Origin of the sequence: Psychromarinibacter sp. S121 (genome assembly GCF_049801035.1) — a bacterium.
Taxonomy (GTDB): domain Bacteria; phylum Pseudomonadota; class Alphaproteobacteria; order Rhodobacterales; family Rhodobacteraceae; genus Psychromarinibacter.
This window is the reverse complement of the sequence record NZ_JBNAGE010000004.1, coordinates 195329-209730: the sequence shown is the minus strand read 5'-3', so window position 1 is coordinate 209730 and position 14402 is coordinate 195329. Positions and strand designations below refer to the sequence as shown.

At 66.0% G+C, this 14402-nt stretch carries 13 protein-coding genes; 7 read left to right on the top strand and 6 right to left on the bottom strand.

Translation table 11 applies throughout. From position 1 onward, the window contains the following. Positions 1–58 precede the first annotated feature (58 nt). Genes ACP156_RS19580 through ACP156_RS19570 form a run of 3 tightly spaced genes read right to left on the bottom strand, consistent with a single transcriptional unit; the run spans position 59 to position 3332 of the window. Complete coding sequence (locus tag ACP156_RS19580; protein ID WP_425053061.1) at positions 59–1609, bottom strand: GMC family oxidoreductase; 1551 nt, start codon at positions 1607–1609, stop codon at positions 59–61. Further along, positions 1606–2613 carry an alpha/beta fold hydrolase gene (locus tag ACP156_RS19575; protein WP_425053060.1) on the bottom strand — a complete coding sequence of 336 codons (1008 nt, stop codon included), beginning with the start codon at positions 2611–2613 and terminating at the stop codon, positions 1606–1608. Before ACP156_RS19575 ends, ACP156_RS19580 begins: the two co-directional genes overlap by 4 nt. Further along, the gene (locus ACP156_RS19570) at positions 2610–3332 is read right to left on the bottom strand and encodes a type 1 glutamine amidotransferase (protein WP_425053059.1); all 723 of its coding nucleotides are present in this window, start codon (positions 3330–3332) and stop codon (positions 2610–2612) included. The genes ACP156_RS19575 and ACP156_RS19570 overlap by 4 nt, the downstream gene beginning before the upstream one ends. A gap of 157 nt (positions 3333–3489) precedes the next feature. Between ACP156_RS19570 and ACP156_RS19565 the strand changes: the two genes are divergently transcribed. Further along, positions 3490–4845, top strand: a complete 1356-nt coding sequence (locus tag ACP156_RS19565) for a flavin-containing monooxygenase (RefSeq protein ID WP_425053058.1) — start codon at positions 3490–3492, stop codon at positions 4843–4845. A 1-nt stretch (position 4846) separates the two neighbouring features. Further along, positions 4847–7195 carry a DUF1989 domain-containing protein gene (locus ACP156_RS19560; protein ID WP_425053057.1) on the top strand — a complete coding sequence of 783 codons (2349 nt, stop codon included), beginning with the start codon at positions 4847–4849 and terminating at the stop codon, positions 7193–7195. 137 nt (positions 7196–7332) lie between these two features. On the opposite strand, the gene gltS is transcribed toward ACP156_RS19560, so the two are convergent. Further along, a complete protein-coding gene (gene gltS / locus ACP156_RS19555) occupies positions 7333–8556 on the bottom strand; it encodes a sodium/glutamate symporter (protein ID WP_425053056.1) in 1224 nt (407 codons plus the stop codon). A gap of 94 nt (positions 8557–8650) precedes the next feature. Beyond that, entirely contained in the window at positions 8651–9268 is a 618-nt protein-coding gene (locus ACP156_RS19550; protein WP_425053055.1) for a trimeric intracellular cation channel family protein, read from the bottom strand. Positions 9269–9400: 132 nt separating this feature from the next. On the opposite strand from ACP156_RS19550, the gene ACP156_RS19545 reads away from it, so the two are divergent. The 3 genes from ACP156_RS19545 to ACP156_RS19535 all read left to right on the top strand — a co-directional run bounded on the left by ACP156_RS19545 (position 9401) and on the right by ACP156_RS19535 (position 11004). Then, positions 9401–9763, top strand: coding sequence for a DUF2946 family protein (locus ACP156_RS19545; protein WP_425053054.1), 363 nt, complete (start codon positions 9401–9403; stop codon positions 9761–9763). Between the two features lie 84 nt (positions 9764–9847). Continuing rightward, positions 9848–10411 (top strand): copper chaperone PCu(A)C, encoded by a 564-nt coding sequence (locus ACP156_RS19540; protein ID WP_425053053.1) that lies wholly within the window; start codon positions 9848–9850, stop codon positions 10409–10411. Next, positions 10411–11004, top strand: a complete 594-nt coding sequence (locus tag ACP156_RS19535; protein WP_425053052.1) for an SCO family protein — start codon at positions 10411–10413, stop codon at positions 11002–11004. Before ACP156_RS19540 ends, ACP156_RS19535 begins: the two co-directional genes overlap by 1 nt. Before the next feature lie 138 nt (positions 11005–11142). Here ACP156_RS19535 and fabG read toward each other — a convergent pair whose 3' ends face one another. Further along, entirely contained in the window at positions 11143–11922 is a 780-nt protein-coding gene (gene fabG / locus ACP156_RS19530) for a 3-oxoacyl-ACP reductase FabG (protein WP_425053051.1), read from the bottom strand. 125 nt (positions 11923–12047) lie between these two features. Here fabG and ACP156_RS19525 point away from each other — a divergent pair, with 125 nt between their 5' ends. Then, positions 12048–13025 carry a phosphotransferase enzyme family protein gene (locus tag ACP156_RS19525; RefSeq protein WP_425053050.1) on the top strand — a complete coding sequence of 326 codons (978 nt, stop codon included), beginning with the start codon at positions 12048–12050 and terminating at the stop codon, positions 13023–13025. After that, a complete protein-coding gene (locus ACP156_RS19520) occupies positions 13022–14320 on the top strand; it encodes an aspartate aminotransferase family protein (protein ID WP_425053049.1) in 1299 nt (432 codons plus the stop codon). The genes ACP156_RS19525 and ACP156_RS19520 overlap by 4 nt, the downstream gene beginning before the upstream one ends. The last annotated feature ends 82 nt before the right edge of the window (positions 14321–14402 follow it).

Here is a 14402-nt window from a genome sequence, read left to right as displayed (position 1 = left end):
AACGCCACACGCACCGGCGCACATCCGGGTTCCGGCGTGCGCACCAATGGTTGCTGGATCAGCCGGCCCCCAGCGCGGTGGCGATCTTCTCTCCCCCCATCGCGCCGATCAGGACCGAAGGCGCATTGGTGTTGCCGCTGACGATCCGCGGCATGACCGAAGCGTCGGCGACCGACAGGCCCTCGACCCCGTGCACGGCCATCGTGGCCGGGTTCACCACCGCCATTCCATCGGTGCCCATCTTGGCGGTGCCGACGGGATGATAGATCGAATCCGCCGTGGCGCGCACCACCGCGTCCAGATCGGCGTCCGACGTCTTGGCCGGTCCGGGCCGCAGTTCCTCGCCCGCGATGGTGGCCAGCGCAGGCTGCTGGCAAAGCTCGCGCAGAAATCGAAGCCCCTCGCGCAGCGCGTTCACATCCGCCTCGGCGGCAAGATAGTTCGGGTCGATCAGCGGTTTCGCCGCCGGATCCGCCGAAGCAAGCCGCAGCCGCCCCCGGCTTTCGGGCTGAAGCTGGGTCAAGTCGATCGCGAAGCCGTGCCCCCGGTCGTCGGCGGTGGCGCCGTCGAAGGCCAGCGCGTTGATGAAATGCAACTGCGTATCGGGCGGGCCGTCCGTTCCGTCCAGCCGCAGAAACGCACCGGCCTCCAGCCCTTGCTGCCGCCCGACGCCCTGTTTCGTCAGCAGCCATTGCGCGCCGACCATCAGGTTGTTCGGGAACTTCGCGTGGTCCCACAGCGACAGAGGGCGGGTCATACGGTGTTTGACCTTCACCTCGAGGTGATCGTGAAGGTTCTCGCCCACGCCGGGCAGGTCGGCCCGGACCGCGATGCCCAGCTCGGCAAGATGGTGGGCGGGACCGATCCCGGACAGCATCAGGATCTGCGGCGTACCGATCGCGCCCGCGGCCAGCACGACGTGTCCGGCCTGAAGCGTTTCCTCATCGCGACCGTTTGCAACGCGGACGCCGCGCACCCGGCCGACGCCCGCGAGGCCAAGCACCAGCGCGCCGGTCCGTATGGTCAGGTTAGCGCGGCCCTTGGCCAGCGCCAGATAAGCCGCCGCAGCGCTGCGCCGTTTGCCGTCTTTCACGTTCAGGCGGAACATGCCGAAGCCCGACTGGCGGCCCTCGACGTCGTCGAAAATGGGGAACCCCATCTCTCCGCCCGCCGCGACGAAGGCCGCATAGGCTTCGGACCCGCTGTCGGGCATCGACGGGTCCAGCGTTGCCTTCACCTGCGCCAGCGCCGGTTCGACCGCGTTCCATCCCCAGCCGGTACAGCCTGCGGCCTCCCATGCGTCGTAGTCCGAGGGGTGCCCCTCGACATAGACCATCGCGTTGATGCCGGACGAGCCGCCCAGCACCTTGCCACGCGGGACATACAGGCGGCGGCCGTCCATGTGGTGTTGCGGGACCGTCTCGTAGTGCCAGTTGAACCGGGGGTGGGCGATGGCCTTTGCGACGCCCGCGGGCATTTGCAGGAACGGGTGGCGGTCCGTCGGGCCCGCTTCGAGCAGCAGAACCTTGCAGGCGGGGTTGCGCGACAGCCGCTCGGCCAGCGCGCACCCGGCGCTGCCTGCACCGATGACGATGATGTCGTGGGTCACGCCAGAAGCTCTTTCAGCGCGGCGTTGACAAAGGCCGTATCCTCGGCTGCGCGCCCGCCGCCTGCATAGTGGCCCCAAACCGACTCGATCACGCGCAGTTCCGCGTTGGGCATCTGCGCGACCTCGGCGGCGTTGTCTTCGGGCGGGAAGTAGAAGTCGGTGCGCCCCGGCATGATGATCGCTTTCGCGGTGATCGACCCCAGCGCGGCGGCGCGGTCGCCTTCATAGATCGGGTTGTCCGAGATATCGCAGGCCTGCCACGTCGCGATCAGCGACAGCATGTCGTTGGCGTCTCGGGGGAAGTAGGCTCCGTCCCACGCGCGTTTCAGATAGTCCTCCAGCGACGAGAACCCCAACTCGCGCCACATCTCCCGGCGATACCATTCCTGCGACAGCGCCCAGCCTGCCCAGACCCGGCCCTGCGCCGTGAACCCGCGCCACGGCTGTTCCCTGTAATAGCCGTTCATCCACGCGGGGTCGGTGATCAGCGCGTATTTCACGCCTTCAAGGAAGACGTGGGTGTGCGGCGCGGTGATCGCCTGACCGCAGAAGCACGACATGGCGCGCACCCGGTCCGGGAAGATCGCCGCCCAGTGATAGGACTGCTGGCCGCCCATCGACCAGCCGCAGACCAGACGGATTTCCTCGATCCCCCACAGGTCCTTCAACATGCGTTCCTGCAGGATGACATTGTCGTAGTGCGTCACCAGCGGAAAGTCCGGGCCGCCCAGCGGGGCGGGGGTGTTCGAGGGCGAAGACGACGCGCCGTTGCCCAGCGTGTTCGGCACGATGATGAAGTACTTGGTCGGGTCCAGCGCCTTGCCCTCGCCGATCAGCGGCGGCTGTTCGTTATGGGTCCCGGCATAGCGGGTGGGGTAGACGATGACGTTGTCCTTCGCGGCGTTCAGTTCGCCATAGGTGACATAGGCGATTTTCGCGTCGGGCAGGGTCAGGCCGGATTGCAGGACGAAGGCGCCCGCGTCGTAGATCTTCGCTTCGGTCATGCGGGCACCTCGCTGGCGATGCCGACCTGCCGGCACCAGTTGTCGAACAGGGTTCTGGCGTTGCGTTCCAACTCGGGCATCCGGTCGGCGACATCGGCTGTCAGGCGCTCGGCTCCGCCCGGTCCCAGTTTCTCGGCCAGCACGATGGCGGCGGCGGGGATCGCGGCCCAGTCGGCGACGACGTCGGGGCCGACCTCGGGATGGCTTTGCATCGAGAACGCGCGGGGGCCGTATTGGATGGCGTGCACGGCGCAATCATCGGACTTCGCCACGCAGGTCGCGCCGGGCGGCAGGGACGTTACCTCGACCCCGTGCCAGATCAGGACCGGAAACGCGGGCGGCAGGTCAGTGAGGAACGGCGAGGGCGCGGTGACCTTCACGTCCAGCACGCCGATCTCGGCGCCGCCAAGCGCACAGCTTCCACCAAGTGCTTCTGCCATCAGTTGATGGCCAAGACAGATCCCGAAGGCGGGCAACGCGCGGTCCCGAACAGCCTCGCGGATGAAGCGTTTCTCGTCGATCAGCCACGGATGGATGTCTTCCTGAAACACGTCCATCGCGCCGCCGAGGATCCACAGGGCATCGACGTCGTCCAGCGGCGGCAGTTCGTCCTGGCCCAGCATCACCACCGTCATCCGGTGCCCGGCATCGGCGATCATTGGCGCGAACAGCGCCAGATGCGCGGTCGGCTCGTGTTGAAGGATAACGAAATGTGCCAAGCTGCCCCTCGACTGTGCGGCTGCCCGCCAAATGGGCAGCAATCCCGTGTTGGGCTTGAAAGTCCCACTCAAAACTGGCCGCCGCAAGAATTTTTGTTGCCTGAGAGTGAAAATTTTCGACCATGAGGAAAACGTGGGCCAACAGGGATATTTTGCCATGCGGATATGCGTGATCGGAGCGGGGCCGTCCGGGCTTGCACAGCTAAGAGCCTTCCAGTCGGCGAAGATGAAGGGCGAGGAGATCCCCGAGATCGTCTGCTATGAAAAGCAGGCAGATTGGGGCGGTCTGTGGCGGTACGACTGGCGCACCGGCGTCGACGAGTACGGCAATCCCTGCCACGGCTCGATGTACCGCTATCTGTGGTCGAACGGTCCGAAAGAGGGTCTGGAATTCGCCGACTATTCCTTCGACGAGCATTTCGGCAAGCCGATCGCCAGCTATCCGCCGCGCGCCGTGCTGTTCGACTATATCGAGGGGCGGGTGAAGGCCGCCGGGGTCCGCGACTGGATCAAGTTCTCGACCGTCGTGCGCGACGTGACCTTTGACGAGACGACCGGCCTGTTTACGGTCGTTGCGCGGGACGGCGAAACCGACACCGAGACCCGTGAGACCTTCGACCACGTGATCGTCGCGACCGGCCACTTCTCGGTTCCGAACGTGCCGTATTATCCGGGCTTCGAGACTTTCAACGGTCGTGTCCTGCACGCCCACGACTTTCGCGACGCGCGCGAGTTCGCCGGTAAGGACATCCTGATCCTCGGCACCTCCTACTCGGCCGAGGACATCGGGTCCCAGTGCTGGAAATACGGCGCGAACTCGATCACCGTCGCGCACCGGACGGCGCCGATGGGATACGACTGGCCGGAGAACTGGCAAGAGGTCCCGGCGCTGGTGAAGGTCGAAGGCAGGACCGCGTATTTCAAGGACGGCACCAGCAAGGACGTCGACGCGATCATCCTGTGTACCGGGTACAAGCACCACTTCCCGTTCCTGCCCGACTCGCTGCGTCTGAAGACGGCGAACCGGCTGGCGGCAAGCGATCTTTACAAGGGCGTCGTCTGGGTCAAGAATCCCAAGCTGTTCTACCTCGGCATGCAGGACCAGTGGTTCACCTTCAACATGTTCGACGCGCAGGCATGGTGGGTGCGGGACTGCGTCATGGGCAAGATCGCCCTGCCTGACGCCGCCGCGATGGAAGCGGATTGGAAGAAACGGCAGGATGACGAGGACGCGGTGCCCGACGACTACGGTGCGATCGTCTATCAGGGCGACTACGTGAAGGAACTGATCGCCGAGACCGATTACCCCTCGTTCAACGTGGACGGCGCGAACGAGGCGTTCTTCCAGTGGAAGAAGCACAAGAAGAAGGGGATCATGAACTTCCGCAACTACGGCTACGTCTCGCCGCTGACCGGCACGATGGCGCCGCCGCATCACACGCCGTGGAAGGACGCGCTCGACGACTCGCTGGAAAGCTATCTGGCCGAGCCGGAAACGGTCCCGGGCGAGTAGCATGGGGCTGGAAGCGCCTTTCGCGCGGTCGGGCGTCGTCGCGCCCGGCCTGCCGGTTCTTCCGCCGGGGGTCGAGCGGCTTCCGGTACCGGGTGGCGGCAGCCGCGCGGTCGAGATCCGGGCAGGCGACGAGATCACGTTGGTCGACCGCGAGGGCGGGCAACGGGCTGAGGTCGTGGCCTTTCGCCCTGACGGTCGCTGCGATGCCGGGCTGATCGGCAAGGCGGCGGACTGGGTGCCGGACGGGCTGCGCCTGTCGCTGGACAGCCAGTCGGGTCGCTTGGTGCGTCGTGCGCTGGAGCGGGCGGGTTTCGATCTGGGCGCGGCGCTGGGCGTGGCGGCGTTCGGGCCGGAAAGCCGGCCGAACGACAGCGTGACATGGATCGCGGCGGGCGATGGTCTGCTGATCGTCGCCGCGCCGGGCGGTCCGATGTCGCCAGCAGAAAATGACACGCCGACCGATATCCTGCTGTACCTGCGCCGCGCCGATGCGGGCGAGGCGCGGACCCGCCACGCGCCCCCCGATCCGCTGGCGGACCCGGTGCTGGACGTCAACATCCAGCCCGGCGATGCCTATGTCTACGAGGTGCCGGCGGGGACGTGGATCCAGATCCTCGACGTGCAGGGGCGCGAGTGCTCGGACTTTCAGGCGTTCTCGAAACGTGCGCTGGACGCCGGCATCGACCGCGAGATCGACCCGACCGCGACCCGGACGATGACCGGCACGGCCTATCCCATGCCGGGACTGCACTCGAAATTCTGGAACGTCGATTTCGAGCCTCTGGTCGAGGTCGTGCAGGACACCGTCGGTCGGCACGATACCTTCGGTCTGGCCTGCACCTCGCGCTACTACGAGGACATGGGCTATTTCGGGCACCGCAACTGCACCGACAACATCAATACGGGCCTTGCATCCTACGGTGTCCGGCCCCGCGCGGGATGGCCTGCGATCAACTTCTTCTTCAACACGATGATCGACGCGGATCACGGGATTGTCGGCGACGAACCGTGGTCGCGGCCCGGCGACTACGTGATGGTGCGGGCGCTGACTGACCTCGTCTGCGTGTCAACCGCCTGTCCCGACGACATAGATCCGGCCAACGGCTGGAACCCGACCGATATCCAGCTGCGCACCTACCGGCCCGAAGAGAATTTCCAGCGGGCCATCGGGTGGCGCAAGCGACCGGAGGACGATGTGGAAATGACCAAGGAAACCGGGTTCCACGACTGTTTCGCCCAGCACACCCGGGATATTGGCGAGTACCAAGGCTATTGGCTGGCGAATACCACGCGCGCGGGCTGGCAGGAGGAATACTGGGCCTGCCGCGAGAAAGCGGCGATCATGGATCTTTCGCCCCTGCGCAAGTACGAAGTGACGGGCCCCGATGCAGAAGCCCTGCTTCAGGCCTGCGTGACGCGGAACATAGCCAAGCTTGCGGTGGGGCAGGTGGTCTATACCGCCGTCTGTGCGCAGCATGGCGGGATGATCGACGACGGCACGGTGTTCCGCATGTCCGACCACGCCTTCCGCTGGATTGGCGGCACCGACGACAGCGGTCTGTTCCTGCGCGAACAGGCCGAGGCGCTGGGACTGAATGCGCATGTCCGGAACTCCACCGACCAGCTGTGCAACGTCGCGGTGCAGGGACGGCTCAGCCGCGAGATTCTGGCCGAGGTGTTCTGGACGCCGCCGGACCGGCCGACGGTCGAGGAACTGGGCTGGTTCCGCTTCACCATCGCCCGGATCGGCGGATTTGACGGGGTGCCGGTGATGATCAGCCGGACGGGCTATACCGGCGAGCTGGGCTATGAGGTCTTTTGCCACCCGAAGGACGCGCCCGCCGTGTGGGATGCGATCTGGGCTGCGGGCGCTCCGAAGGGAATGGTGCCGCTGGGCCTGACGGCGCTGGACGTTTTGCGCGTCGAGGCGGGGCTGGCCTTTGCGGGCCACGAGTTCGACGACCAGACCGATCCGTTCGAGGCCGGCATCGGCTTCACCGTGCCGCTCAAGTCCAAGGAGGACGACTTCGTCGGTCGCGCCGCGCTGGAGGCGCGCAAGTCCAGCCCGCAACGGCGGCTGGTCGGGCTGGAACTGGAGGGGCGCGAGGTTCCGTCGCACGGCGATTGCGTGCGGGTGGGCCGGGTTCAGGTCGGGGTGGTCACCTCGGCAGTGTGGTCTCCGATCCTGAAGAAGGTCATTGCGCTGGCGCGGGTGAACACGCCGCACGGCACAGAGGGAGAGGTGCTGGAGATCGGCCGGCTCGACGGGCATCAGAAGCGTCTGCCCGCAAGGGTTGTCCCGTTCCCGCATTTCGACCCGAGCAAGAGCCGGGCGAAGGGTGAGTACTGATATCGGCTCGGGCGGTCTAAAGCGACCACATTGCCTGCGCCGAGCGAGGGGTTACTGTATGACGTGCGGCAACCTACGGGCGGTCATCGAGACGCCCGGTGCGATGTGGGCGGAGACAAAGGCCTGTCCTGCGGATCTTACCAGATCGCCAGGTACCACTGGATCATCACCGCGTTCGCGAGGTCGACGAGGAAGGCCGACACCAGCGGCAGCAGGATGAAGGCCAGTGGCGCGGGGCCATAGCGCTGGGTGACGGCGGTCATGTTCGCGATGGCGGTCGGCGTCGCGCCAAGCGCGAAACCGGTAAAGCCCGACGACAGCACCGCTGCGACATAGTCCCTGCCCATCAGGCGGAACACGACAAGCGCCACGAAGACCGTCGTGGTCACCGCCTGAAGCGCCATAGTGACCGTCAGCACGCCCGCGCTGGTGGCGAGGGTCCAAAGCTGCATGCTCATCAGCGACATCGACAGGAACACGGACAGGCTGAATTCCGAGATCAGGTCGGTCGCGGGGCCGCGCAGGCGGATGTTCCGGTCTGGCATCAGAAGCGGAAGAAGGTTCGACAGAAGGATCCCGCTTAGCAGACAGGGCACGAACAGGGGCAGTTTCAGCGAGGTCGCCTCGAGTGCTTCGTGAAGGACGTAACCAAGGGCGATTGCGCCGTGAATCCACAGAAGGCTGCGCATGATCGAGACATGGGTGATCCCTGTCTCGGCTCCCGGCTCTGGTGTCGCGGCGGTGGCCGTGTGTTCCTCGGGATGCAGGGGGGCGACAAGCTGGTTGCGCGAGATCAGCATTTTCGCGATCGGGCCGCCAAGCAGGCTGGCCATGATCAGGCCAAGCGTCGCTGCGGCGATGCCAAGCTCGGCCGCGCCGTCGATCCCGTATTCCGTCTGCAGCGTCGGCCCCCATGCGATCGCGGTACCATGTCCACCGATGAGCGAGGCAGTGCCCAGCAGCACCCCCGCCTGCGGTGGCAAACCGAACGCCAGCGCCCCGACTGCGCCGACGAGGTTTTGCAACACCATCGCCAGAACGGTCAGTCCGACGAGGATGCCCAGCAGGCGACCCCCGCTGATCAGTTGCGAGAAGCGTGCGTTCAGGCCGACGGTCGTGAAGAAATAGACCAGCAGCAGGTCGCGGGCTTCGAGGTCGAACTCGATCTCGCGTCCGGTCGTGATGGCAATGGCCAGTGTCGCCAGCGCAAAGAGCAACCCGCCGCTGACCGGCTCGGGGATGCTGTAGCGTTGCAGGACGGGAAATCGAAGCGTCAGGCGCGCGCCGATGAAATACACGATGATGCCAAGCGTGAAGGCCGCGAAGCTTTCGACCAGGATCGGCTGCGAACCCGTTTCCATGCCTGTTCCCGCGTCGGTGTTGCGTCTGCCGGTATCTTTGCGAGGTCAGGCACGGATGTACAGGGATCGAAGCCGCGACATGATCGCAGCGGCGTCAGCCCCACGGGGCGCGCGGCAGCCGCCAGCCGTAGCGAACGCTTGCCAGCCGCAGAAGCACCGCCAGCAGGACGGCACCGGCCGCAGCGATAATGCCGGGGACGCCGAGATGCACCGCGACGGCATAGGCGAGGGCGCCGGCCAGCGCGGCGGCGGCATAGACCTCTTCGTGCAGGACGCGCGGGACTTCGGCCGCCATCATGTCGCGCAGCATGCCGCCGCCGATGGCGGTCATGACGCCCAGCAAGGCGGCGCCGGGGATGGTCAGGCCAAACTCCAACGCCTTGTGGCATCCGGCGACGCAGAAGACGCCTAGCCCGATCGCGTCCAGCACCATCACGGGCCGGGTCAGGCGGTTGATCCACGGGCCGAAGAAGAACACGCACAGCCCCGCCGCACCCGCGATACCAAGTGGCGTCAGTGTCCGCAGCGCGGCAGGGGGCGTATCGCCCAGAAGCACGTCGCGGATCATCCCGCCCGCCACCCCGGTCGCGACCGCCAGAACGAGGATGCCGAACAGGTCCAGTTTCCGGCGAACGGCAACCATTGCGCCGCTTAGCCCGAAGGCGAACGTGCCCAGCATATCGAGCATGGCGATCAGCGTTGTGGCGGTCATTGGCGGCTCCGGTGTGGTGCCGGTCAGCCTAGCAAGCCGTGCAGTTGGACAACAGCCACCCCGGACAAGGGCGGGCGCCTGTGACAATCTCCCCCTTTCGCTTCGCCTGTGCTCTGCTGTAGAGATTGCGGCATGTCGAGACGCCGTCTTTTCCCCCTGTTCGGGCTTCTGCTTGCCGTCGCGCTTGTCGTGTCGGGCGCGCTGTCCGCACGGCAGATGGGCCCGGACCGCGAGACGATGATGGCCGAGGCGGCGCTGCTCTCGATGGGCGCGACGCTTGCGGATCTCTGCGAGGGCGGCGGCGACGACGGCCATGCGCACGGTCACGACTGTCCGTTCTGCCACAAGCTGCCCGAGGCGCAGGCGGCCGGCTTCGCTGCCGCCGAGACGCGTGTCGTGCATGACAGCTTCGTCTTTCGCGCCCGGGATCTTGTCCACGGTCCGCAGACGTTCGGTGCAGACCGCACCGCACGCGCTCCACCGCACTTCGCCTGACTTTCCTCAGCGAGGCCCGCGCTTTGGCGGGCGGTGATTTTCGGCGGCGTGGCAGATGCGCGACCGCTATCCATGGAGCGAAGAATGACCAAGTTTCACTTTTTTTCCGGCCGTACCGCACAAGCGGCGGCTATCGCGGTTTCGGTAGCCATGGGGCTGTCGACGGCGGCCACGGGGCAATCGCACGGCGATATGGAAGCCGTTCTTGCCGGTGATCTAATGCTGTCGGGCGGTTTCTCGCGCGCGACGCTTCCCAACGCGCCGGTCGGCGGCGGATTTCTGACCATCGCCAATCAGGGCGGTGACGACCGGCTGGTCTCGGCCAGCGCCGACGTCTCGGAGCGGGTCGAGATTCACGAGATGGCGATGGAAGGCGATGTGATGAAGATGCGGGAACTGCCCGACGGTCTGCCGATTCCGGCGGGCGAGACGGTGGAACTGAAGCCCGGCAGCTATCATCTGATGTTCATGGGTCTGAAGGACGCTTTGGTCGAGGGCGAGACCGTCGAGGTGACGCTGGAATTCGAACAGGCCGGAGAGGTCATTGTGCCGCTGCTGGTCGGCGCGCCGAATGCGAAGGGTGCGGGCCACGGGCACATGGACCACGGCAAGATGAACCATGGTGACATGCAGAAGGACTCCAACTGATGAGCCGAAACCGGATTTTCATCGGTGTGCTCTGGGGGCTGGCAGCGATCGCGCTGCTGGCCTTCCTCTACTTTCGCGTTGTGGCGCCGCAGATTACCGCAACCGTCAGCGACGGGCTGGGGATTGGCGACTACGAACTGGTCACGACCGAAGGCGAGCCGTTTACCGAAGACAGCCTGAAGGGCGGGCCGACCGCCGTGTTCTTCGGCTTCACCCATTGCCCCGAGGTCTGCCCGACGACGCTGGGCGAGGTGGCCGGCTGGCAGGACGAACTGGCTGCGGACGGCGAGGAACTTCGGGTGTTCTTCGTGACCGTAGACCCGGAGCGCGATACCGCCGAGGTTCTGGGCGACTATGTCGGCTGGGTGCCGGGAACGGTTGGCGTGACCGGATCACCGGAAGAGGTGAAGAAGGCCGAGAAAGCGTTCCGGATCTATTCCGCGAAAGTACCGCTTGAAGGCGGCGATTATACGATGGACCACTCGGCCATGGTGCTGCTGTTCGACGAGAACGGGCGCTTTTTCGAGCCGGTGGGCTATGGCGAGGACTTCGACCGCGCGGTCGCGAAGATCCGGCGGATGATCGGGGCTTGATCTTCCGCGTCTGACTTTCGCCTGCGGCCTGTAATCCACCCTCCTGCAATCCCCCCACTTCCTGCGATCCCCCCTCCTTGCCTCCCCCCTGAAGGGGGGAGGAATGGGGAGTCGGCTGGGGTTGGGTGTCGTGTTTCGTCAGATTTCCTCGATCGCTTCCAGCGACTCCGGAAGGATCTGGCCGCCGTCGACCACGATGGTCTGGCCCGTGATGTAGCCCGCTTCCTTCGACGCGAAGAACAGCGCGGCGTTGCCGATGTCTTCGGGGTCGCCCAGCCGTTTCAGCGGGATCGAGGCGGCCATGGTATCAAGATAGTCCTGCCCCAGATCCGCCAGCCCCTCGGTCGCGATGTTGCCGGGCAGCACCGCGTTGATCGTCACGTTGTAGCGCGACAGTTCCATCGCCGCCGTCTTCAGGAACCCAAGCTGGCCCGACTTCGACGCGCCATAGTGGGTCCAGCCGGGAAAACCGGTGAAGGGTCCCGTGATCGACGAGGTCAGGATGATCCGGCCGCCGCCCTTGGCCTCGAACGCCGGGATGCAGGCCTTGGTGCACAGGAAGGACGACCGCAGGTTGGTCGCCATCACCGAATCCCACTCGTCGACCTCCATGTCGATCATCTTCGACTGCGGAAAGGCGCCCGCGTTGGCGCACAGGATATCGACGCCGCCGAACGCCTCGGTCGCGGCCGCGACCATGCCCTGAACCGCCGCCCAGTCCGATACGTCCGCCGAGTGCGCCAGCGCGGTGCCGCCGGCCTCGGTCATCTCGGCGGCGGCGTCCTCGGCGGCGGACAGGTCGCGCCCAACGATAAGGACCTTTGCGCCCGCTCTGGCGAAAACCCGTGCAATCCCGCGCCCGATGCCTTTCGAGCCGCCTGTGACGATTGCGGTCTGTCCCGTGATCGGTGTCAGCATTTTCCTGTCCCTCGTTATGATCTGCCCGGATGCTTGCGTCCGGCGCTCCGGCGGGGAAGAGAGAGGTAGGAACGGTCCCAGCTATTGATGCAAGGGGCCGGGGGAACTGCACGGAAGTTGGGCGAATGGGCGGAGTTTACAGCGAAACGGTGCTGGCGGAGTTGGCGGCTGGGGTCGAGGGTCTGCTGCCCGAATGGGGGCTTTCGGGCGATCTGCGGCTGCTGACGATCTCGGAAAACGCGACCTATCTGCTGGAGGGACTGGCGGGAAGGACGATTTTCCGGGTCCACCGTCCGGGGTATCACACCGAGGACGAGATCCGATCCGAACTGTCGTGGATCGAGGCGCTGCGAACCGCCGGTGTGGTCGAGACGCCCGCCATCCTGCCCACGCGCGACGGCGCGCGGGTGCTGGCGTTCGACCACGGTGACGAGGTGCGAAACGTTGTTGCATTCGCCTTCGCGGACGGGATCGAGCCCCGGCCCGAGGATGACCTTGTCCCCGGTTTCCGCACGCTGGGCGGTATCAGCGCGCGTCTGCACGGGCATGTGAAAGGCTGGGAAAAGCCTGCCGGGTTCGTGCGCAAGACGTGGACCTTCGATACGGTCGCAGGGGATCGGCCGCACTGGGGGCCGTGGCAGGCGGCACTGGGGCTGACGACCGAGGGGCGTGCGGTTCTGGACCGTCTGGCCGCTGCGCTGGACGCGCGGCTGACGGACTGGGGCACCGGGCCCGAACGGTTCGGCCTGATCCACGCCGACCTGCGGCTTGCGAACCTGCTGGTCCGCGACGGCGGGCTGACGGTCATCGACTTCGACGACTGTGGCTTCGGCTGGTTCGGCTTCGATTTCGCCGCCGCCGTCAGCTTCATGGAAGATGCGCCGGCGATCCCGGACCTGATGGCCGCGTGGGCGGAGGGCTATCGCGAAGTGGCGCCGCTGGGCGCGGCGGACGAGGCCATGCTGCCGACCTTCGTCATGCTGCGCCGCCTGCAACTGACCGCGTGGATCGCAAGCCACGCCGAGACGCCGACGGCGCAGGAGTTCGGCGACGGGTTCACTGACGGGACGGTCATGCTGGCAGAGCGATACCTTTCGGCATGAGCATCAAGGCGCGCGACATCCTTGACATGAACGCCTTCCACGGCGCGGTGGAAGACCCGCTGGTGGCGCGGCGCATGGCAAACATGGGAGCCGCGTCGACGCTGTTTTTCGAACGGCCCATCGAGATGGTCAGCGCGCAAGGCGCCGAGATGACGGCGGCGGACGGGACCGTGTATCTCGACCTCTACAACAATGTGCCTTCGGTCGGACATTCGCACCCTCACGTGGTCGCCGCCGTGCAGGAACAGGTGGCGAAACTGAACACCAACTCGCGTTACCTCAGCGAAGTGACCGAGGCTTATTCCGAGCGGTTGCTGGCGACAGTGCCGGTGGCGGATGCGCGGATCGCCTACACCTGCTCGGGCAGCGAGGCGAACGATCTGGCGCTGCGGATCGCGCGGCTTGAGACGGGCAAGCGCGGTGTCGTGGTGACCGAGGCCGCCTATCACGGCAACACCGCCGCCGTGACCGAGGTGTCGCCGGTATCCTACCGGCGCGGCACGGTGCCGGAGTTCGTAAAGCTGATCCCGCCGCCGGGGCCCGCCTATGGCGAGGACATCGCGGGCGGTTTCGCGGCAGCTTTGCGTGCGGCCATCGACGCGCTGGAGGCCGAGGGTCACGGGTTCGCGGCCTTCCTGTGCGACTCGATCTTCTCGTCCGACGGTGTCTTCGCTTACGACTGGTCCGCGTTGGCGGCGGCGGAAGAGGTCACGCACTCGGCGGGCGGGCTGTACATCGCGGACGAGGTGCAGCCGGGGTTCGGGCGGACCGGGCGGGGCTTGTGGGCCGTGGGCGCGGCGCGGGTCGCGCCTGATATCCTGACCATGGGCAAGCCGATGGGGAACGGGTTCCCGATGGCAGCGATGGTGGCGCAGGCGGACCTGCTTCGGCGGTTTGCCGATGCCTTCGGCTATTTCAACACCTTCGCCGGAAACCCGGTGGCCGCTGCTGCCGGGTCCGCGGTTCTGGACGTGATCGAGGACGAAGACCTGATCACTCATGCAGCCGGGATCGGTGGGCTTTTGATCGAGGGGCTGTCCAAGATGGAGAGCCCTGTCATCGGCGCGGTGCGGGGTTGTGGTCTGTATCTTGGCGTCGATATCGTCGCCGGTGACACACCGGACCCGGAGCGCGCGGCGCAGCTGATCAACGACCTTCGCGACCGGGGCATCATGGTGGGTGCGGCGGGCAAGTATGGCCACACGCTGAAGATCCGTCCTCCCTTGTGCCTGAGCGCCGAACAGGCGGGCCGGTTCCTTGACGTCTTCGGCGGGCTGGTATCCGGACCTGCCTGAATTATCGGCAGAAAACTCTGGCTCAATGTGATCCAGCCGAAAACTATTTGCATCCCACGCAAGTCGCCCTGACAGTCGCAGG